At 35.0% G+C, this 21,711-nt stretch carries 16 protein-coding genes; 3 read left to right on the forward strand and 13 right to left on the reverse strand.

Annotated features, from left to right (window positions below; genetic code table 11):
• Positions 1-11: 11 nt before the first annotated feature.
• Positions 12-362: a hypothetical protein gene (locus IGK21_RS07795; RefSeq protein WP_181915050.1), complete on the reverse strand. Its 351-nt coding sequence runs from the start codon at positions 360-362 to the stop codon at positions 12-14.
• A gap of 1,871 nt (positions 363-2,233) precedes the next feature.
• Here IGK21_RS07795 and IGK21_RS07800 point away from each other — a divergent pair.
• Entirely contained in the window at positions 2,234-2,380 is a 147-nt protein-coding gene (locus IGK21_RS07800; RefSeq protein ID WP_081186522.1) for a putative holin-like toxin, read from the forward strand.
• Positions 2,381-2,840: 460 nt separating this feature from the next.
• On the opposite strand, the gene IGK21_RS07805 is transcribed toward IGK21_RS07800, so the two are convergent.
• The 3 genes from IGK21_RS07805 to IGK21_RS07815 form a co-directional block, all read right to left on the reverse strand.
• Entirely contained in the window at positions 2,841-3,863 is a 1,023-nt protein-coding gene (locus tag IGK21_RS07805) for an HNH endonuclease (protein WP_034698278.1), read from the reverse strand.
• A gap of 1,188 nt (positions 3,864-5,051) precedes the next feature.
• Positions 5,052-5,747, reverse strand: a complete 696-nt coding sequence (locus IGK21_RS07810) for a hypothetical protein (RefSeq protein ID WP_232622373.1) — start codon at positions 5,745-5,747, stop codon at positions 5,052-5,054.
• Positions 5,748-5,974: 227 nt separating this feature from the next.
• Positions 5,975-6,727: a restriction endonuclease gene (locus IGK21_RS07815; protein ID WP_034698282.1), complete on the reverse strand. Its 753-nt coding sequence runs from the start codon at positions 6,725-6,727 to the stop codon at positions 5,975-5,977.
• Positions 6,728-7,004: 277 nt separating this feature from the next.
• On the opposite strand from IGK21_RS07815, the gene IGK21_RS07820 reads away from it, so the two are divergent.
• Entirely contained in the window at positions 7,005-7,235 is a 231-nt protein-coding gene (locus IGK21_RS07820) for a hypothetical protein (RefSeq protein WP_034698283.1), read from the forward strand.
• Between the two features lie 225 nt (positions 7,236-7,460).
• Here the strand turns inward: IGK21_RS07820 and IGK21_RS07825 are convergent, their stop codons facing one another.
• Together IGK21_RS07825 and IGK21_RS07830 are read right to left on the reverse strand one after the other, a co-directional pair.
• Positions 7,461-8,831: an MFS transporter gene (locus IGK21_RS07825; protein ID WP_034698286.1), complete on the reverse strand. Its 1,371-nt coding sequence runs from the start codon at positions 8,829-8,831 to the stop codon at positions 7,461-7,463.
• Positions 8,832-8,998: 167 nt separating this feature from the next.
• Positions 8,999-9,529, reverse strand: a complete 531-nt coding sequence (locus tag IGK21_RS07830) for a PadR family transcriptional regulator (RefSeq protein ID WP_034698288.1) — start codon at positions 9,527-9,529, stop codon at positions 8,999-9,001.
• A 274-nt stretch (positions 9,530-9,803) separates the two neighbouring features.
• Between IGK21_RS07830 and IGK21_RS07835 the strand changes: the two genes are divergently transcribed.
• Positions 9,804-10,181, forward strand: a complete 378-nt coding sequence (locus IGK21_RS07835) for a YccF domain-containing protein (protein WP_010718913.1) — start codon at positions 9,804-9,806, stop codon at positions 10,179-10,181.
• 175 nt (positions 10,182-10,356) lie between these two features.
• Here IGK21_RS07835 and IGK21_RS07840 read toward each other — a convergent pair whose 3' ends face one another.
• The 7 genes from IGK21_RS07840 to IGK21_RS07870 all read right to left on the reverse strand — a co-directional run bounded on the left by IGK21_RS07840 (position 10,357) and on the right by IGK21_RS07870 (position 21,486).
• Positions 10,357-11,415, reverse strand: coding sequence for a family 20 glycosylhydrolase (locus IGK21_RS07840; RefSeq protein WP_232622374.1), 1,059 nt, complete (start codon positions 11,413-11,415; stop codon positions 10,357-10,359).
• 17 nt (positions 11,416-11,432) lie between these two features.
• On the reverse strand, positions 11,433-12,785 hold the full coding sequence (locus tag IGK21_RS07845; RefSeq protein ID WP_034698555.1) for an alpha-L-fucosidase: 1,353 nt from the start codon (positions 12,783-12,785) through the stop codon (positions 11,433-11,435).
• A complete protein-coding gene (locus IGK21_RS07850) occupies positions 12,754-14,991 on the reverse strand; it encodes a glycoside hydrolase family 3 N-terminal domain-containing protein (protein ID WP_034698294.1) in 2,238 nt (745 codons plus the stop codon). The genes IGK21_RS07845 and IGK21_RS07850 overlap by 32 nt, the downstream gene beginning before the upstream one ends.
• The gene (locus IGK21_RS07855; protein WP_034698297.1) at positions 14,984-18,058 is read right to left on the reverse strand and encodes an alpha-mannosidase; all 3,075 of its coding nucleotides are present in this window, start codon (positions 18,056-18,058) and stop codon (positions 14,984-14,986) included. The genes IGK21_RS07850 and IGK21_RS07855 overlap by 8 nt, the downstream gene beginning before the upstream one ends.
• A gap of 72 nt (positions 18,059-18,130) precedes the next feature.
• Complete coding sequence (locus IGK21_RS07860; protein ID WP_034698299.1) at positions 18,131-19,570, reverse strand: ABC transporter substrate-binding protein; 1,440 nt, start codon at positions 19,568-19,570, stop codon at positions 18,131-18,133.
• Between the two features lie 16 nt (positions 19,571-19,586).
• Positions 19,587-20,504, reverse strand: a complete 918-nt coding sequence (locus IGK21_RS07865) for a carbohydrate ABC transporter permease (RefSeq protein WP_080704589.1) — start codon at positions 20,502-20,504, stop codon at positions 19,587-19,589.
• A gap of 13 nt (positions 20,505-20,517) precedes the next feature.
• The gene (locus tag IGK21_RS07870; RefSeq protein WP_438719176.1) at positions 20,518-21,486 is read right to left on the reverse strand and encodes an ABC transporter permease; all 969 of its coding nucleotides are present in this window, start codon (positions 21,484-21,486) and stop codon (positions 20,518-20,520) included.
• Positions 21,487-21,711: the final 225 nt, after the last annotated feature.

Raw genomic sequence — 21,711 nt, forward strand, 5'->3', positions numbered from 1 at the left:
GTCAGTGTTCATCACATTATTGTGTTTCGAGTGTCGAACTTTGTGTGGATGAATTTCATCATTTTTTTAGATTTTTTAGATTTTTTTTTAGATATTTGAGCTGAATAGGGGTGTCTTGGATCATCTCTTTGCATTCCGTCTAGTAGTCTTGAGGTTTGGTCAGCGTTCATCCCATTGTTGTGTTTCGAGTGTTGAACTTCGTGTGGATGAATGTCATCAGGTAAAAAATTAATTCTACCCAAGTTTTCTACATACGGATTTCGTTCTAATTCCCTTCCTTGATTTTGGTGTCCTAAACTACGTGCTTCATTTGCTATGCTCGCCACACCAAGAGCAGCAGTAATCAGTTTACCTATTCTCATATAGTATCCATCTCCTTTTCATTTAATGCTTATCCCATTAACTATGTACTTCATCATTTCTTTTGTTTTTTGGCCAACAATTGTTTAACCAATCAGCGATAATTCTGTTGTCTTTTTTTCATGATTTTATGTAACAATTTCTTTATTGCTTATGATTATAAAGATGTTTTTTTTAAATGGCTTACGATTATTTCATATCCCCAAGCAATGAGAACAAGTATTACAATTCTCTCATAAATAGGAAAACAATAAATAATAAATATGTTAATCAATTCAAAAATCACTAGTAATATTAAATAATGAAAAAATAGCCATATTTTAGATAAATATTTCATATAAAACACCAGCCAATCAAGATTTCTTTACTTTATTGGCTGCGTACACTTATGATTACTCAACAATCAATATTCGAACCCCATTTTCATCCTGGTTGTTTATTTACAAGAATAATCATTCCTTTACTTGTATGAATAGTAGTTCCGATAGAACCATTAATAGCTTGAGCTATCCTAAACCTACATAATGTACAATCGCTGCAAGCCCAACAGTTTTTGCAGTAGTCGCAATATAAGAGTTCAAATAAATATCTTTTGTTTCGTTATTGAAATTAAATACTTTATTTACCCTAGCCCTGAGTAGCTCTTTTCTTCTTTGTAATGCTATTTCGCTAGCAGTAAAAATTGTATATGGATCAATTCCTTATTGTTTCAAAATAGTGATTAAATCGTCAATATTTAAATTAAATAATTGCCTGAATCCTTCAGTAAGCTTTTATTCAGTAATAGTTCTGTCTATTGATTGATTCAACGAAATTTCTGTATTTTCATTAGCAAATACATTTGATCCTATCGAGATTGATGGAGTAATAGAGACAACCAAATCAGATGTAAGTAATACTAATTTTCATTTAAAAATCTGTATCCTCCCAATTTTTTTATTTGTCTTATATGACGATACAACTGTAAACTAATAACGATGTTATTAGTTTACCTCATCATAAAAAGCGTTTTTAAAGTCATAACTATTTGAATTTTTTAAATAAAAGAACTAATTTTAGTCAGCCAGTTACAGTAATGGCAGATATGCTCACAAAACGGGATATGGATATACGCAGAAACCTTTTGTTCTGCGGGATTGGTTGTTTCATTGATTTTTGTTCCCCTTAATCTTATTTTATTTTGTTTCTTTCTTATGTTATAAAGCAACTTTAATTTTTCTTATTTGACTAAATAACTTTAACTTCTATCGATTCTAATATACTTACGTTTTCACGGATAAAAAGTTTTTTTTTCTCCTTTTTCTTGATCTTTTTTCAGTTCACAATCCCTCTTGGTTTCTTATTTTTAAGCAAAAAAATAGACCTAATTATACTTGAAATTTCAAGAAAATAACTAGGTCTATATGCTATATATAATTGAGACAGCACAGTTTATGTGGTGGCTAATCCCAATAGAAATTGGGTGATGCCTATGTTGGTTTATGACTTGCTCCCTAGAAAGGAATAAGCTTGTCTGTTTTTGAAGCGCTAATGTTTGCGATAGCTTTTGCAACGTTAGTTTTGACAATCAGCAATCACAAAAACGACAAAAAATAACCGCAATTTACACTTAGCCAGTTTGAACGGTTATTTTTTGTAACTATTATTAAACTGAGCCACCGTCTTAAACGGTGCTGTCAAAAGGGAACTGTTCGCGCAGTTCCTTTTTTCATCTTCATTATAGCATACGCTTATTCTTCTATTCAATTTCCAAAACAAAAGAACAGTTGTTTTTATTTTTAAGGTAATAATAACAAATCCTATATGCTATAATCAGTTATGACAGTAAAGTTTAATGACGGTGGCTATCTAATCTGAAAGTGAGGTGGTGCTTATGCACATAATCTCAAACTTTAGAGAAAGGAGACGCCTTTTGTCTGTGGAAGCAGCGTTAGGGCTAATGATCAGTTTTGGATCTTTGATCGCAACACTGATTTTTGGCATTCTAACCTTAGCCCACAAAAACGACAAAAAGAAGTAACCGTCACTTTAGCGAGAGATTGGTTACTCCTTTTTGAGATAACTATATAACTTGCCACCGTCTTTAGCGGTGCTGTCAAAAGGGAACTGTTGACGCAGTTCCTTTTTTCATGTTTATTATAGCATACCCTTTCTCTTTTGTTCAATTGTTTCATTATTTTATATTTAAATATCCATAAAGCGTAAAAGTTACTTTATTTGACAATGACTTTCCGATCCTAATACTCGAACCTAGAACTTTACAAAAATGTATGAGCTCCTCCGTTACTATGAAGATATTCCCTATCTTGGAAAATCTCATGCATTTTCTAATATGATTCTAGAAGACGCCTATTTACCAGAAGACCATGAAAAAGAACTTCGAACAAATATTGATACAACCCAGTCTTTTTATAGCGAACGCTCGCATAATACAGTACCTATAAAAGTATAGAAGGTTTAACGAAGTTGCTAATTTTTCTTTATATGTGAGTCAGTTTATACTCTCTCTCCGCAACAATCTTAATTAGTTTATCTTTATCATCTGGCAACTCAAGTTCATGAATTCTAGCGTGACAGTTTGGACATAATGCAATACAATTTTCAATTACATCTTTCCCCCCTTCTGATAAATACTCTATGTGATGACAATGCAAATAAGGTACACCGTCTTTTATAAATGGTGCTTTTTCTTGACAGAGTTGGCAGATACCTTTTGCAAGTCGCTTAACGTATTCGGATATGAAAACATTTCGTTTATATACTTTTGTTTTTGAAAATAAAAACTCTTCTTTATTACCATATTTAACAGCCATTTTTTTGTTATAACTGCTAATTTTTCTTGCCTCCTCTTCTATTTTAATATTAGACAAATTACGAACATATCTAATTTGATTCTCTTCATGACTGTATATCTCTTTATCTTCTATCAATTGCTTTTGATTTATTAAAGCTAAAGGAAATTTATATACTTTCCTCATTTTACCGCTATTATCTTGCTCATTATCAGTATATATTTTTCCTGCTAAATATACTTCTCCTAAATATGTGTGTTCTTTTGGTTTAAAGGTTTCAAATAGATGAAGCTTTACAAAATTAGATTTTGAATTAGCTAAAACTTTATTTTGAGCTTTATCTAATATTTGGTCACCATTCAAACCCATACCTGTGTATTGTAAAATACCATTTAACCATTTATCTTTATAAACATTGCCTCCTGTTTGATCACTAAAGAGTACAAGAGTATTAGTTTTATGAGATCTTCTCATTCCGCCTTGCATAGAACATTTAAATTTCTCTGCAATTTCTTTATTAGTAAAAACTTCACCCACTTCTATATTACCCAATATTTTTTTTGACCATTCTTCTCTCCATGAAATCACTTTGGCAAAATCAAACATTTCTTCATCTTTTGGCATACCATGTCTAACTAAATAATTTAATACTTCTGTAGTTATATCTAATTTTTTAAGTAAATCTTTTTTAGTAATTAGTGTTGTTCCCATAACAATGTATCCCCTAATGGCATCAATATAATTATGATCAAAAAAATTCAAAAGTTTAATAAAAAATATCTTATTGTTCAAGATATCTATAACATATTAAAACATCTTTATTATACATCGTCTACGTTTACTTTTACTAGCCATATTTCTGAAAGATTACTTTGTAGATATATACTATTAACTAAACGTTATAAATAAAAAATCATTTTAAAAAAACAAGATATTTGTATCCACAGATAATTTTTCTTCTGCAAAATTAATCATTTTCTTTATACTGTTCAAAAAATCTAAAAGCAAAAAAGTCATATCAAATTTCAGATATGACTTGAATATTTATTATTTAAAATTTTAAATCTTGTATTACTTAAACTCTCCTTACCCCGACACTTTATTTCAGTAAATTATTTCTTATTTTTCTTTACAACAACTATCTGCCCGATAATCAAAATCAACGTTACTCCAAAGCCGCTTCTTAGAAAGTCTCGATTCAGTAAATATTCGATAAAAATACCTATTAAACTGGTTACTAACGCCACAATGATAATACTAGCGTATGGATGGTTTTTCGTATACTTTTTCCAGTTTTTATACAAGAAAACTCACTCCTCTATATTATTCCGGCTATAGCTATTCCAGCATCATTATAGCTAGTTCTCGTAGGAAACCAGCCTAACCTTTTTTAATTCTATCTTATTTTCTTGAAAATGCTGTATTAAGCGCTGATTCTAAAGTTGCTCAACGTAAATCAGAGATAATCTTATAGTATTTTTTCATGATGTTCTACCATAGTTTTTTATAGTTAATGTTTAAAAAAACGTCTTATGATTATTTCATATCCCCACCCAATGAGCATAAGTATGCCTATTCGTAAATAAATAGGAAACTGATAAATAAGATATGTGTTAACTAATTCAAAAATGATTAACAAGATTAAAATAGAAATAAATGACCAACTTTTAGTGATATACTTCATCTAATATCCCTCTCTTTATGAATTTATTCCGCGCACTCTAGCCTTAGTCGTATTCCAGATATTTACTAATAAGTTGACCCCATATCATTGTGAGGATGAGTTTGAGCTTTAGATTGAATATAACCTATCTCTAAAATGACGGTTTTACTATTTTGGAACAGATTAGGTGCTGTTTATTTTTCTATTGATTGAGTGAGACACATAAATACCGATTTTCAACGTTTGGTCTTATTTATTTTGATTGTCTTCATATATTCTAATTCTTTTTTTACATGAACAAGCATATAATAATCTTCGACATAAAGGCTTTTTACTAATATAAATAAATTATTCGATTTAAAAATCCCAAAAATGAATGTCAGTGGAAAAAGACTGATTAGAAAAGTACTAAAATTTATACTGCCTTTCTCAAAAAAATTTTGGATAAGATAGATCGTGATAGGAAAACACAAAGCTACGATAAAGTTTTGGTAAATACTTAACATACTGGTTCCGTGGTTTTCTTTCTTTTTGATCAAGTATTCCACATCAAAAATCAATTGATTGATACTTCGCTCGTCAAGCATTCTTTCAGCTTTTCGTTTATATAAATAATTATGGTATTTTTTAGGACGACCATGCTTTGTTCGATATCTTTTATAGTAACAGAATAACAGAAACGCAGTCGCCACGTTGAATTGGTAAAAGATTGTTTCAATATTATTATAAGCATGAGGATTTCCAGTTAAATATAAAAAACTACTACCCAAAATAACTAGAATAAATAACGTATTAATCCATAGGCTAAGAACATATAAAAACAGATAAAAGGGTTTGATTACCCACATGTTTCTGAATGAACTTGCTTCTCGATAGATATCCGTATAAAATTTCATTGCTTCAATTTGCTTTACTTTGAGTATTTTTGTCATTTATCCATTCTAGAGTCCTTTCTTAATCACTTGTTTGAACTGTTTATTCTTTCTATTGAAAAATTGACGGGGAATTATTCCCAAGTATGGCTGCATCACATATTTTTTGTGGATTTTTTAAACTATAACGCTGTCTTAGCGTCCATAGTATTGACTAGCATTCAATCGAAGTATCACTGTATTAGTATATGTAGAGATTTTGGAAAAAGAATCGCTGACTAATGCAATCATTCCGTTGTGTTGAACTTTTCTGTATGACCACAATGTAAGGAACATGCTTTAAATAGATGGCCGGTTTTTCCATTTCGACAATTAATTATGATTCCTTCACTACATTTGGGGCATATTTTTATACCCATTGGCAAAGAATTTAAAAGCTGAAATTTTAGCATCGTTTCTGGTATGATTTGATTTAATAATTGTAATAACCCGTAGCGATCATACCACTCGATTTCTTTTGCTTTTTCATTTTGTTCAATTTCTTCATAGACCTGTTGATAAAAAAATGAAGTGGTGATAAACATTTTTTTATCCCAATTTTTATTTGAAATTCCTGAAAAATTAGTGATATCTTTACGTCCAATCAGTGTCGGTGTGGGTTTTGCGTTTAAGCGATTGGATTTTGCTTGTACCGCGATCCGCTTTTTTTCTTTCGTCAAAATTAAATCGACACCCCCATCTCCCACATACTTACGATGATCTTTGACATAACTTTTCTTCGTTATCTCAACCCCGTATCCTGCTAATCGGAAAGCTGCTGCTAAAAATTGCTCAAAATGTTCTCCTTGCCTCACTCGATCATCTTGGCTACTACCGAAATCTTTATCCATGTCACTTAAAAAGTCGATTACGATTTTCTCATCTTTCTTTTGCACAAAAGACGTTTTTCTTATTTCTAAGTATTGTTTGGAAACCACTTCTTGGGCGTTGCTTTCCAGTTGATTGGCTTCTTTGAATTTTTGTAAGAATTTAAAAACCATTATTTTCTCCTCTCGCTTATCGTTCTGACAATTACATTGTAAATCAATAACAAGAGTATTAATTTGTTATATAATAAAAATTTTTAAATAATTTTTATTAAAAGAATCAATCCGTTGATACTTCGCTTACTAGAACTATTGTGAAGATTACAGATTTTTTAGGCATTCTCGTTGATTATCATTGATTTGAACTATCGTTTACTGGGTATCATTCCTCTCCTATACTCAAAGAAACTTTATCAAATAGGCTCGATTATATTTTAAGGAAAGCTAACTTGTGTCCGAGTCACACGAAGGATTTTCCCTACTAGGTAAGATCGGATTATTACTTGTTCTTATGTTGATCAAAAAATCAGATCTACGACAAACATTTAAAGAACCTCGAATGAACTTGGTTATAGTAGTTGATGATTTTATTTTAGTCTCATTTTTCAAGATCTACTCTAAGAATAGTCATTCAGAGTTTTTAGCCAATTACTTAAAACAATTGCTTGTACTGACTCGCTAATCTATGATCCTTGATTTGCTTATTGGTAATAGGGTTGGCGTTTGTTTGAATCGAAGTGTCGTTATTCAACTTACTACCAATGTGGCTTTTCGATAAAACGCTACATAAACTAGCCCCTCGCTCAATCAAGTCAGCGAAGGGCTAATTTTTGAATAGTTTTTTGATTGTAAAGTACCCTTAGTTCAAATTTTTCTTCAATAAATCTACCTGTCTACTATTTTAGATTTATTTCTTCATTGTCGCTATGCCCATTGTTTGTGGGATTTTTAGGATTTCAATGATTGGCAGAAGCATTAGCGCCCCTAAAACAGCAAAACCTAGGCTATAAGCCAGTGGGATCGACAATTGGATTTCCAATAAATGAATCACCAACGTAATAAATGATACCCCTAATCCTTGAGCTAAAGATTGGACAACTGTATTCAAGGTATTGGCGCTATTGCGTTCTTGTGGTGGAATTTCTGATAAACTTAATCCCATAAACGCTGTGAGTGCGAGCGAGCGTCCGATTCCTGAAGCAAAAGCTAGTAACATAATAATCGCTGGAAACGTGGTTGATTCAATGAAAACTAAACAGAAAGAACTACTCAAAATCATTAGGAATGACGCAATCAATGCCCCTTTGTAGTTAAGTGAGCGAATAATCGATGTCGTGAAGGGTTTGATCCCAATATTTCCAATAAAAATGAAAATAACATAACTTCCTGCAACGACTGCTGACCAATGAAAAATATTTTGTAAATAGATCGTCAACAAGTATGGCATCGCTCCGACAGATAACCAAAGGATTGCCCCACTGGTTTGGCCGATTCTAAAAGAAGTTTTTGATAGGGCTTTTAATGAAAATAAGGGTTGTTCGACTTTATTTAAATGTTGATATGTGAACAAAAGAAATATTATTCCACTCACGATACACACAATTCCTGCTATCTCAAATGAAAGACCGTCTCGTGAAGATAATTCTGCACCGACTACAAGTAAGGTGGATGCCATTGCCATTTCCACAAAACCGAGCCAATCAAATTTATTTTTGATCAGGTCATGGTCTGACGGAATCAATGAATATCCTAGGATCAAGCTCGACATACCGATTGGCAAATTGATCAAAAAAATCCAATGCCAACTTAAATAGGTAATGATTGCTCCACCCATAATAGGAGCGATCGCAGGTGCGATTAATGCTGGCCAAACAAGATAACTCGTCATTTTTAATAGTTGGTCGACTGGTGTTTTTTCAAAAACGATCAATCGTGCAGTAGGTGTCATCAACGCTCCAGAGAAACCTTGCAACATTCGCATTCCTAAAAGAACCCCAAAACTAGGCGCAAGGGCGCTCCCTAATGAACTAATGGTAAATAGAAAAACAGCCAGAAGCCAGATTTTTTTCTTACCAAAATAATTGGCTAACCAGCCACTCATTGGGATAAAAATCGCCACTGTGACTAAATACGCACTGATTAAAAGTGAGATTTGTGACATATTTGTTGAAAAAGTGGTCGCCATTTTGGGTAAAGCTGTTGTAACAATCGTACCATCTAATATTTCCATAAATAAACTCATTGCCATTACTAAGGCAATTTTGATTTGTTGAGACATGCTCATTCCTCCATCTATCGTCCTTAATATATCTTTTAGATATATATTTTTTTGTATAAAAGAGACTGTAACTAATAAAAAGTTACAGTATCGTTGCTTTTTTATGACGTTTTAAAATCGACCTGATGTTAAGAACTGTCACGTTTTGTTCTACACCATGATCATGCTTATTCTTCCACATAAGGTAGTTCTGATAAAAAATCTTCTGCCCACTGGATTGCTAACTGAGCTTTTCCAAGTAATAATTCTAATTTTTTAGACGCATACCAATGATCGATTTTTTTTACTTCGTCTAGTTTTTTTAAATAGCCCTTGATTTCGTCAACCGTGATTTGTTTTTCACGTATGTAGACCATTAACAATTCTTTTTGTTCGTCTAATGAGAGATGTTGCATCGAATCGAGTTTGATTAAATAAATTTCTTCTGTATGAGCGCCACTGGGAACATCTTGTTTCATTAATTCAAAAAATCGTTGACGTCCTTTATCAGTAATACTGGCAGTCTTTTGTGTACGGCCTTCTTCATTAACAGTAATAGTGATTAAGCCATTTTTTGCCAACTTGTCTAACAATGGGTATAAAACACCAAAACTGACTTTGCGATTTTTGCCTAAAGAAGCCTGCATTGCATTTCTTAAGTGATAACCATTTTGTGGTGATTCCATCAATTCTCCTAGAACAAACAGTTCATTCATCATGTTTCTTCCTCCTTATCTATCTTTTAGATACAAGAATGATATATCTAAAAGATGCATAAGTCAATCACTTTTCTTTATTAAGGTAATTAAGCAAACCCACTTTTCCATTCACATTCTTTCTGTTCTTAGTTCACCATTAAATAACTATTTTTATATATAATTAATATTAAAAAACATTTATCCAAAACAAAAAACACATAATTAAATAACTTTAATAAAGGAACTCTAAGAACCATTACATGGTATAATGGGAAAAAATTTAGTAGGTGTTAAAATGAGAATGTTAGGAAACTTGATTTGGTTTATTTTTGGAGGCTGTATCGGTGGGATTGGTTGGTTTTTAGCAGGAGTCATTTGGTGTATAACGATCATTGGTATTCCAATCGGGTTACAATGTTTTAAGCTGGCAACTCTTAGCTTTTTCCCATTTGGTAAAGAAGTGATTTATAGCGATAGTGGGACTTCTTTAATTATCAATATCATCTGGTTGATTATCAGTGGACTCCCATTAGCGATTGCCCATGTGATTAGTGGTCTTATACTCTATATTACGATCATTGGTATTCCATTTGGTAAACAGTCGTTTAAATTAGCTAAATTAGCGTTGATGCCTTTTGGTACGAGAATCGTTCTAACCAGATCTTATTATTGATTAGATAGTTAAGAACCTGGTAACAATTTCTAGATCTAAAAAAGCCGAAGAATGTCAAAAAAGAAACAATTTTTGAAATCTTCGGCTTTTTTGTTTGGACAACTTTTAAGAAACACCAGGATCAATTATTGAAGACAACATCAACTATAGATTCACCTCTTTGATCACTGCTTGTTCATATTGTTTCGTGCCAGATGATTTGCTGTTGTGCAGCTAATGGTTCTTTAATCATCGTTAAGACTTCCTCTTCAGTCAAAGCATCAGGGTAGTCACTCCAGATGGCAAAATAGGCACCTTGTACTTTTTTCATTTGTTCGTTTGTTAATCGTTGGTTTTCAGGAAATTGATCAATCGTCCAGTGGTCTTGAATCTTTTGAGCTGTAGGATATTTATAACTGGCACCTTCTCCTAAAACAAAATAGAAAAATTGATCGTTGACATTGATCAATTGATGGTCACGAGTGAGAAATTCCCCCGCAGTCGCCATTGTTGCTTGATGTTTCGTCCAATACGTAATTTGAATAGAAGGTTTTAATTTACTTTTCATGAGCAGTCCTTTTTTATAGACACCATCATTCCAAATTCTAGCTTTTTTACCTAATGTTTCGACATAGTCTGCTAACTCATTGATGTAGTCGATGAAAACATCATACTGACGGGTTGGATCGTGGTATTCCACGATTGCTTGTGCTTTTAATGCAGGATATTTATCCAACTCTGAAAATTCAATGTATTCATCTGCACCTAAATGGAAATAATCGGAACGATGAAATAACTCTGCATATTCTTTTATCATCTTTTTGATCATGGTAACTGCATCTTTTTTGGTGATATCAAGGGCTCGATTAGTGGGAAAAATCAAAGAATCCTCGCCTTTTCGCTCCATTTGCCATTGTGGATAGATTGCCAACAGCCGTTGCAAATGACCAGGACTATCAAACTCTGGAATCACAGAAATCCCCTTTTGCTCCGCATAATCAATCAAATCCGTCATTTCCTGTTTCGTCAAAAATTTCTCTGATGTGATTTCTGGAATTGTTTCGCATTCCAACCGAAATCCTTCATTATCAGAAAAGTGAAGTTGCAAAGCATTCATTTTCAATGAAGCCATGTAGTCTACAAGTTTTTTCAGAAAATCCATTGAATAAAATTTACGTCCAATATCTAAAATCACGCCACGCTCTTTTAAAGAAGGTGCTTTTGTAACAGATATTGGCTTGTTTGATTCATTCATCAATTAGCATCCACTCCTTATTCTGCCATTAGTTGCCAACAACCAATGCCCTCTATCGTTTTTCCTGGTACTAAAGTTTCTGATCCCATTACCTGATTTTTTTCAGACAGTTCTTGAATGGTAAAGTTTCTATAATCCAATCCTACCTCAGACAGCAATAAAGATGAAGCGTTTTCTTTATAAAAAAAGTAATAATCGTCATTTTTCTGGGTCACATACCAGCCTTCAGGGGAATCAAACGGTACTGCTCTTGTCTCATAGATTCCTTCGCCATATTTTTCCAACCAATCGCCTAGTCTTTCTAAAATCGCTACCGCTTCTGTAGGTAACTCTCCATTTGGTTTAGGTCCGATTCCTAGTAGTAGATTTCCTCCTTTTGCAACGATCTGGACGAATGATAGAATAACTTCTGCTACTTCTTTATACTCATCATTTGGCCAATAGCCCCAATTTTTGGTTAATGGGATATTACTTTCCCATACTTTGACTGGTGGTTGTTCAGGTATTTTTCTTTCTGGTGTCACATAGTTCTCATAGGCCCCGCCAATGGTTCGATCGACAATCAAGAGATCTGGCTGAGAATGCCGAACTTCACTCGCTATTCTTTCCATATCGAGTTGTTCATTGCCCTGATTCACCCAGCCTCCATCTAACCATAAGATATCAAGTTGGCCATAATTTTGGCTAATTTCAGTGAGTTGATTCGTAACAAACCGATCATATTTCTGCCAGACTTCAGGCAACTCTTTTGGGTCATAATTTGCGTATCTCCCAGTCGCTTCTCTTTCTGGCAACCAATAATAAGAGCTATGCCAATCTGGTTTTGAATAATAAGCACCTGTCGCTAGTCCTTCCTTTCTAAAAGCGGTGACAACTGCCTTAAAAATGTCTGCTTGCGGCGCTTTATGGTAGGGACATGTCGCTGCAGTTACTTTATAATCCGAATACTTTGTATCATACATCGTAAAGCCGTCATGATGTTTTGTTGTAAAAATCATGTAGCGAAAACCAGCTTGTCGGCACAGCTTTGCCCACTTAGTTGGTTCAAACTTATAAGGATTGAAACTATGAATCAACCCCCAATAATCTTCTCGTAATTCGACCATGTTCGTGCGCCAAGGTATTTTTCTTGCCCAGCTGTCTTCTTGTGACAATTGCCAAGACTCTACAATACCGGGAATACTATACAGCCCCCAATGAAAGATCACTCCCAGTTTTTGATCTTGAAACCAATCGAGTTTTTTTTGGATATTAGCGGGTAACTCCTGGTAATGATCTGTTTCGCTTTGATGGTTTTCGACAATGTCTTTTCGCAGCTTACGGTCTTCGTTTTCCTGTTCAACTGCGGATACACCATGTGCTTTTTTCATGATCATCAACCTTTCTAAATAATTGAATACTTTGTTTAAAGGTAACTGTTTCAACTGTCAAATGAACTTCTCTTGGCAATACTTCTTTAAACGTTTCATCTAAATAGTATAACTGTTCTTTTGTTAGGATAATTTCAATCATTCGTTCTTCCAATGGGGTTAGATGTACTTTTTTAAATGCGAGCAATTCTTTTTCTCGTGGGGGAATAAAACCTTGTTGTTTTTTCCCGTAAATTTGAATCGTCTCTGCTCCACTATGATTACCTGTGTTTTTCACTCGACAAGAAACCTTAATCGAATGATCTTGATGATCGGTAAAGAGTACATCGGTCAATTCAAACCTTGTATAGCTTAAGCCATAGCCAAAACGATAGGTTGGCTTTTCAGGATAATCGGTATACGTTTCTTTAAATTGAGTATTTCGATAGTTATAATAAACGGGTAATTGACCTGAATGCTCGGGAATCGTAAACGCTAATCTACCATTCGGATTTTTTCCAAAAAGAACATTCGCGATCGCTTTTCCTCCGTATTGTCCTGGATAGCCAGCGAAAAGAATCGCTGAAACATATGGTTCAATCGCTGAGATACTATGAGGTCGGCCTTCAATCAAAACGGCAATGACTGGTTTTCCATGTTTTGCTAATTCCTTGACTAGTTTAATTTGGCATTCCGGTAGTTCGATCGAGGCTAGGTCAATATTTTCCCCACTAGTCATTTCTTGTGATCCCTGTAATGCAGCGCCATTTTTAGCAAAAGCCGTTGAAAAATCTCTGGCACTGGACCCACCTAAAGTCACGACAATGACATCTGCATTTTCAGCTACTTGATTTGCTTCGTCTAGTCCTTGAGGTAAATCAGTTGTGATCTGACAGCCTTGAGCAAAAGCCAATTGGGTAGTTGAATTTGCCGTGTGCTCTTCGATCCCCTGCAATAGATTGCAACATGATGCTATTTTTTTAAAAGGCGTGTAATCACCTAATAGATGATAGATATTATTCGCATGAGGTCCTACAACTCCAATTTGATTTAATTTCTCTTTTTTCAAAGGTAATATATTGTCATTTTTCAACAATACTAGACTGTCTTCTGCCAAAGCTGTACACAACGTTTCTTTTTGTGCCGAAGTAAAAGAAACTTTCGGTGAACTTTGGCTAGAGAAAAGACCTAATTCGCTTTTCAACTCAAGAATTCTTAAAACAGAACGATCAATCACTTCTTCACTTACCAGCCCAATAGCCACTGCTTGTTCTAGATAAGGAAACACCTCGTCCCATAAGCTAAGATCAACTCCACTAGAGATGGCTTTGGCTGCAGCCATTGATGGATCGCCACAAGTTTCTGCCACTCGATCTAATGCACAACCATCGGCCATGACGATTCCAGAAAACCCATATTCTTTTCGTAAAATTTCTTGTAACAAATGGGGATTCGTGTGACAAAACACACCATCAATATCGTTATACGCTGCCATACAGCCTTTTGCGCCAGCTTTAATTCCTGCTCGAATGGCGGGTAAATGGATTTCCCTTAACTCACGCTCTCCGATTGCCACTGGACCAGAATTATGTCCTCCCATGACGTTTCCTTGACCAGCCAAATGTTTTAACACAGCTTTAATTTTTTGTTCTTTTTGTAAACCAGTTACAGCTGCTTGGGTAAAGGCTGCTGTTAGATACGGATCTTCACTAAAACATTCTTCTGTTCTGCCCCAGCGTGGATCTCTTAATAGATCTAAAGTCGAAATTAGTCCAAGATGAGCTCCTTTTTCTTGTAACTCAGCAGCCACGATTTCCTGCAATTGTTGATAAAGTTCGGGATTCCAACTACATCCTACTGAAAAATTCGTTGGCAGTGTGGTGGATTCTAAGGCTTGATGCCCATGGGGACATTCTTCGGATAATAAGACCGGGATTTTTAAACGGGATTCTTTTTTCATGTATTGTTGGATCATTTGACTGACTTCTTGTGCCTCACTGGTTGTTAAACCAGTCAGCTCATTTCTTTCAGACCAAGGATCGGCACGAAATACCCCATAAATGACACCGACTGTGCCATATTTTTTCACTTCATTTTTGAAATAGTCCGTCAAAAAAAGCTTTCCATCTTTTTTTTCGTAGACTTGCCAGCCATACAATCGTTGATTCAATTGTCCAACTTTTTCTTTTAGTGTCATTTTTTGCAACAATTTTTGCAAATCACCCATCGTTCTGCTCCTTTAATTGGATTTTGAAGGTATGGATCTCGTAAGGTTTGAACACCACAGTAACTTCATGATCATTATCTAAAGCGACCGTTTCAATTGGATTTTCTAATAGATCGCAAATCTGTACATGTTGAATTGGCTGAGAAAATTTTAAGACCGTTGTTGTTTGGCGATTTTCAAATTCATAAGCCCGCATAATGATGGATCCATCCGTTTCAGCTTTCTTTAAGGTTTCCAGACAAATGTTTCGTTCTTGACAGTTCACCCACGAACCTTCTGGTAAAGTTTTCTGTTCTTGACGAACAGCCAAACAAGGGATATTTAATTGACGAGCTTCTTCTTGGGTCTTCGCTTCCTTCCACGTTTGAGCATGGCAATAAAGCGAGTAGGTGAACTGATGATTTCCTTGATCTGCTGTTTCATAAGGGTCTGTGGCAGATTTGATCAATGAGACTCCTAAATGTTGGTATTGAGCATCAAAGCCATACTTTGAATCTGTCAATAATGAAATCCCATAGCCATCATCGGATAGATCTACCCATTTATGACCACATACTTCAAACTTTGCTTTGTCCCAAGAAGTATTTTTATGCGCCGGTCGTTGTAGATTGCCAAACTGGATATCATAAGTCGCTTGATAGGCATTGACAGGCACTGGAAACTCTGCTCGAAGGAGACTATGATTTTGCTGCCAATCAACCTTCGTTTCAAAATCGATTCGTGCTTTTCCGTGAATCAAATGGATGTATTGTGTAATAGTCGAATCATAAAACTTTCTAACGATTTTCAACGTATCCCGAATCGGACCTTGATCAACAATCAATGCTTCTTGAATATCGGTGATGATTGTTGGTTTATTTTTATAGTAAAAGTCAATGTCCCATGCATCATAATTTAAAGGCAGATCTTCGTAAACCAGTAGTTCGTTCACTGCTTTCTTACCAGCGATTTCTCGTTGGTTCTTTTTATCGAATGCACTGATCATACGATAGTGTTCGTCGAATAAAAGACTAAAGTCTTGTGTCTCGTATTGCTTAGTTAAAGGAGTGGTTTCCGTTTTAGTCGTGACTTCACGATCTGATTTTACAATAGTGTAATAACTCCCACCGAGAGCAGGTAAATGATCGAATCGTCCTAAGAATTGTCCATCATACGTTTTTTGGCTGACAATCGACTGACCTTGATGTTCCAGACATTCTCCTGATTCCAGTGGTAATGGAACGATGACTTGTTCACTTACTCCGCTAGGGTTGAACAGATAAAGAAACTGTCCTGCATCGTGACTTGGCAACACTGTGTCAATTAATTGGTTCATTTCAGTGAAAAGTTCGTGATAATCAATATCTGTCTGATCATAAACTTCTTTGATTCCGCTTCCTGGAAGAATATCATGGAATTGATTTAACAATAATTGTTTCCATGATTTTTCCAACATTTCAGCTGGATATTTTTCTCGGGCAAAGATACTATATAATTTTTCAACTGTCTGTAATAACGTTTCACCAAATCGATTGTTGCGCTTGTTTTTCCCGATGGAGGTATACGTTCCCCGATGGTATTCAAAATACAGTTCTCCGAGCCACTCTTTTTCCTGATGCTTGACCATTTTTTTGGAGAGTTCTTCAAAAAAATCAATCGCTGTGCTTTCAATGACTTGGGGCATACTCGGCAAACCTTTTTTCATACGCTTCAACGTTTCCAACATGTCTCGTGTTGGTCCTCCACCACCGTCTCCATAACCGTAAGCGATCAGAATACTGTCATTGACATCCTTATCTAAGTAGCGTTCCCAACTTCCTTTCACCGTATAAGGATCGAGTAGTCCATTGTAAGTCGTATAATAAGGTGTCGGGCTATAACCGTCACTGATTGTCGTAATAAAATGAGTTAGCGCTCGGCTACCATCGATTCCTTGCCAAAAAAAGCTGTCATAAGGGATCTGATTGAATTGATTCCAAGAAAGTTTTGTTGTCATGAAATAGGGCGTGTTTGTTTTTTTCAAAATTTGCGGTAAAGCTGCAGAATAGCCAAAAACATCTGGTAACCACAAAATTTGACTTTCTTGACCAAACTCTTCGCGTATAAATTGTTTCCCATAAAGAAATTGACGGACCAATGATTCACCTGAAGCAAGATTACAATCTGCTTCTACCCACATAGCCCCTTCTGGAATCCACTTGCCTGCAACAATTTTTTCTTTGATTTTCTCATATAGTTGCGGATAGGTATCTTTGATCAATTGATACATTTGTGGTTGACTCTGAATGAAAGTCAGTTCATCATATTCCTCCATTAATTTCAATACAGTCGAAAAACTACGTTCTCCCTTTTCAACCGCCTGCATCACTGTCCATAACCAAGCCAAATCGATATGTGTATGACCAACAACCAAGGCACGAGGAGCATTTTCAACTAAGCCTGTTTGATAAAATGCATGTTCTAAGTGTTCTTTTGCTTTCATTAATCCTTGATAATATTCTGAGCTATAAGGTTTATAAAAATTCAATTGATCAACTACTTGTCCTAATTCTCTTTCATAATAGATATAATTCGAGTCATGCTCGTTTAGCGATCGCCAACTATCCAATATCACGAACAAATCGTAATAGAGTTCATAAGTCAAAGGATCGATCAACCTTAGCTCAACCGTCAAAGGATATTTTTTTTCCTCCCGACCTGAAAAAACCTCGATTTGCAATGGAATCCGATCTCTTGAGGTATATTCTTTGGGTAACCGCAAAGTCGTATGGTTAACATCTAACCCTTGGATCAGCTGATCATCAAAATACACTTTTATTTGAGGGTTTGTCGTTGAATCCCATTCAGTTAGTGAAGAAAATATTGCTAAATCGACTGTTTGATTTTGAAATTCATTTGGTAAACAGAGTTCTCCTGCAATTGTATAGTACTGATTTTTTTCGCCAAAATAAGCACCTCTTTCAAATTCTTTTGTCCCCGTTTCAGAATGAAAAACTAAATTCTCAACAGGTATCGCAGTTTTGATCATGTTCTTTTTTAACTCTATGATGATTCGTTGCACACGTTCAAATTCTAGTAATTTTTTCACACTATTCCTCTTTTCTAGTGAAAAGCCAGGAAACAACTAAAAAAATTGAGCTCCTGGCTTGTACTATCTGTATTATTTTTGTTCTTTTTTCCAACTATCATATTGTGTTTGCATTTCCGTGATAATTTCATCTAGTCCAGCCGCATTCATTTTTTTCTTCATATTATTCAAATTCTCTTGTGTTTCAACTGAGCCAGTGTTGATCAATGCTTTAAATTCTTCTTGTACGTTATTCAAAGCAGCAAGTTGCGTTGTCACATCTTTCGTATCAAAGTTGAATCCAAGTGCTGGGGATGCTTCTGCTTGCTCATTATAAGATTTCAACACTTCCCATTCGTCTGTTGGTGCACCTTCTTGGTGATAAAGATTGAAGTAATTCCCAAACATATAAAATGGCATCGTATAATTGCTATGAGCATCTAACCATTTGATTGTCTTCTCCCCAGTTTTTTCATAATGTGTTCCTTCAATACCATAGGATAAGAGATTCATCAATTTTTCGTCGGTATTTACAGCTTCTAATAGCTTCATCGCTTCTTTTGGATGTTTCGAGTTCGCACTGATCACCGTACCGCCACCCATTGCTGAAGCATTCGTCACAATTGAATCTACCATAGGCGTTACCACTACATCTTTTTTCACTTGGTCTTTGACTGTTGCTGTATCAAGTGGTCCCATCACGGTTGAAGTAACAAACCATTCTTTCCCAACAATATCGGTTTGTTTTGCCAGTGCTGCATCTTTATTGACATAGCCTTTTTTCATAAAATCTCTCACTTTTTCAACCCGTTCAACGTATGGTTTCTCAAAATAATAATTGACGATCTTCCCTTCATCTCCTTCAAGGTTGATCCCAACGGATGTTGATAATTCATCGAATTTATAAGGGTTTCGGTAACCTTCAGACATGTACCAAGGATTGATTCCTTCTTTTTCCTTGATCGTTTTGAGCCATGGTTCAAGTTCATCATAGGTTTTGATTGATTCATACGGAACATCATATTTATCAACTAGTTCTTTATTGAAGACAAAATATTCCGTAGCAGCGATTTCTTTTTGCGCTGGTACCCCATATATCTTTCCATCAATGGTGGAACCTTTCCAAAAATTCTCGTAGATTTCAGCTTTTAATCCTTGGTTTTCATTATCAAGTAATTCTGTGATATCGTACAATGCGCCCTTTCGAGCATTGGTTAAATAATTAAATCCTCCTAGCCAAGAAGCAGTAAATGCGAGATCAAAGCTTTCTCCGGCATTGACCAGTGCGCTCATCTTTTGGTCATATTCACCCCAGTCAATTTGATTAAGAGACACTGTGACATTATATTTGTCCTTTGTATACTTATTGACCGCCTCATTCACTTTTGCCACATCTTTTTGTGGAATACCCGTTATGTACCAAGTAAGATCCACCGTATCAGACTCACTCGCATTACTGGTTTTGTTACTTGAACATCCTGTTAAAAGACCTCCTGCTAATAATGCAGCTCCTAGCAATACAAATTTTTTCATTATTTTTCCTCCTATACTATTCTTTCACTGCGCCAACAGTTAAACCACCAATAAAATATTTTTGAAAAAAAGGATATGCAATCAAGATCGGTAAAGTAGCTACTACTACCACCGCCATTTTGATCGTTTCAGTGGGTAAAGCACCGGTTTGGGTCATCCCCATTTTTCCAGCATTGTTTGCAATAAATTCAATATTATTCTCCATCTTCATCAACAAATACTGTAACGGTACCAATTGATTATTATCGGTATAAAGTAATGCTGAAAACCAATCATTCCAATAGCCTAAGGTTAAGAATAAGGCAATGGTTGCGATACCTGGCAACGATAACGGAAGTACGATTTTAAAATAAATCAACCACTCACTGGCACCATCGATATATGCTGATTCAATCAATGCTTCTGGGACAGACATTTGATAAAACGTTTTCAAAACCATGATTGAAAACGTGGACATACACAAAGGTAAAATCAATGCCCAGATAGAGTTCCTCAACCCTAAAACATTCACAATCACAATGTAATTACCAATCATCCCACCGCTAAACAACATGGGTATCAAAGAATACCTTGATAAAAACCCTCGATAAGCGTAAGTCTTTCGAGAAAGGGTATACGCAAAGGTCGACATTAAAAACACACCGATGACGGTCCCAATGATCGTAATGAAAATCGTTGTACCGAAAGCGGAAAAAATCGCTCCTTCTTCAAAAATTGCTTGAAAAGCTGCTAGGCTCCATTTTTCAGGTAGCAGTCGGTACCCGTTTCGTTGGATCGATTCTGAATCAGTAAAGGCGATAATACAAACTAAAATAAAAGGAACAGCAGTTAAAAAGGTCAATATCCCTAAACCCAGACTAATCAAAAGGTTATTTTTTTTACTGATTCGTCCAAATCGGTTCAAAGATTCACCTAGTGTTTTTTTTGCTTCCACTCTTTTTCCTCCCTTAAAAGATTCCTTGTGTTTTATCGATTTTTTTGACGATCATGTTGGTTCCTAACACTAAAAAGAAGCCAACTACTGACTGCAACAGTCCACCAGCAGCCGATAAACCGATATCTCCCATAGACGACAATCCGCGATAGATATAAGTGTCAATGGTTTGTGTCACATTGATAAGCGCCCCTGAATCTTTTGGCACTTGATAAAACAATCCGAAGTCTGTCCGAAAGATCCCCCCTACTGCTAAAATCGTCAACATAATGATCACCGGTTTCAACATAGGAATCGTGACATACCAGATTTGTTGGAATTTTGTTGCTCCATCAAGATTAGCTGCTTCGTAATAAGATTTATCAAACCCGCATATTGCGGCTAAAAAAATAATCATATTGTAGCCCATCGTTTTCCACATTTGTACAACGACTAAAATATAAGGCCAATACTTTGCTTGCATATAAAATTGGATCGGCTCTTTCCCAATACTTATCAAAAACTGATTGATAAACCCATTTGTCGGGTCCAAAAATGCAAATACGATATAACTGACAACGACCATCGAAAGAAAGTAAGGAATAAACATGACACTTTGATACAATTTTGATAGTCGCTTACTGAAAATTTCATTTAACAATAATGCAAGGATCAATGGCACGATGATTCCCATAACAATGAACAGCACATTATAACCAACCGTGTTGCGAATAATCAGGCTAGCATTCCCACTTTTAAAAATAAATTCAAAGTTTTTAAAAGCGACCCAATCACTCTTCATAAAACTCTCAAAAAAATTACCACTTAATCGAAAATCTTTAAACGCCACTAAAATCGCAAAAAGTGGAAAATAGGAAAATATCGCAAACCAAATGATTCCTGGTAAAGAAAGGAAAAATAAAGGTCGTTTTTTTTTAAATGTTTTTAACACACGATTTTCCTGCTTCTTTTTGACAAATGTTGCTGCTAAATTTTCTTCCATCCTGTTCAACTCCTTATCTACGTTTATCATAAAGTAAATAAAGCGCTTTCTCAATTTGCGATTTTATAGATTTATTGGCAAAATTATAGACAATATTTTTTGTGTGTAATAAAGACACAAAAAAGAAGAGTCTGGAATATCACTCTTCTCGAAAAATGATTCATGATTTCATTATTGGTTTTGCAACACCTTTCTTAGTCATAAAAAATGATAAAAGAATGATTT

This window comes from Enterococcus sp. DIV1421a (genome assembly GCF_051711025.1).
GTDB classification, from domain to species: Bacteria; Bacillota; Bacilli; order Lactobacillales; family Enterococcaceae; genus Enterococcus_B; species Enterococcus_B hirae.

Bases quoted from the DNA above. Each gene is read 5' to 3' on its own strand.
- IGK21_RS07795 (WP_181915050.1), bottom strand. From the start codon at position 362: ATGAGAATAGGTAAACTGATTACTGCTGCTCTTGGTGTGGCGAGCATA.
- IGK21_RS07800 (WP_081186522.1), top strand. From the start codon at position 2,234: ATGCACATAATCTCAAACTTTAGAGAAAGGAGACGCCTTTTGTCTGTG.
- IGK21_RS07805 (WP_034698278.1), bottom strand. From the start codon at position 3,863: ATGGGAACAACACTAATTACTAAAAAAGATTTACTTAAAAAATTAGAT.
- IGK21_RS07810 (WP_232622373.1), bottom strand. From the start codon at position 5,747: ATGACAAAAATACTCAAAGTAAAGCAAATTGAAGCAATGAAATTTTAT.
- IGK21_RS07815 (WP_034698282.1), bottom strand. From the start codon at position 6,727: ATGGTTTTTAAATTCTTACAAAAATTCAAAGAAGCCAATCAACTGGAA.
- IGK21_RS07825 (WP_034698286.1), bottom strand. From the start codon at position 8,831: ATGTCTCAACAAATCAAAATTGCCTTAGTAATGGCAATGAGTTTATTT.
- IGK21_RS07830 (WP_034698288.1), bottom strand. From the start codon at position 9,529: ATGATGAATGAACTGTTTGTTCTAGGAGAATTGATGGAATCACCACAA.
- IGK21_RS07835 (WP_010718913.1), top strand. From the start codon at position 9,804: ATGAGAATGTTAGGAAACTTGATTTGGTTTATTTTTGGAGGCTGTATC.
- IGK21_RS07840 (WP_232622374.1), bottom strand. From the start codon at position 11,415: ATGAATGAATCAAACAAGCCAATATCTGTTACAAAAGCACCTTCTTTA.
- IGK21_RS07845 (WP_034698555.1), bottom strand. From the start codon at position 12,785: ATGAAAAAAGCACATGGTGTATCCGCAGTTGAACAGGAAAACGAAGAC.
- IGK21_RS07850 (WP_034698294.1), bottom strand. From the start codon at position 14,991: ATGGGTGATTTGCAAAAATTGTTGCAAAAAATGACACTAAAAGAAAAA.
- IGK21_RS07860 (WP_034698299.1), bottom strand. From the start codon at position 19,570: ATGAAAAAATTTGTATTGCTAGGAGCTGCATTATTAGCAGGAGGTCTT.
- IGK21_RS07870 (WP_438719176.1), bottom strand. From the start codon at position 21,486: ATGGAAGAAAATTTAGCAGCAACATTTGTCAAAAAGAAGCAGGAAAAT.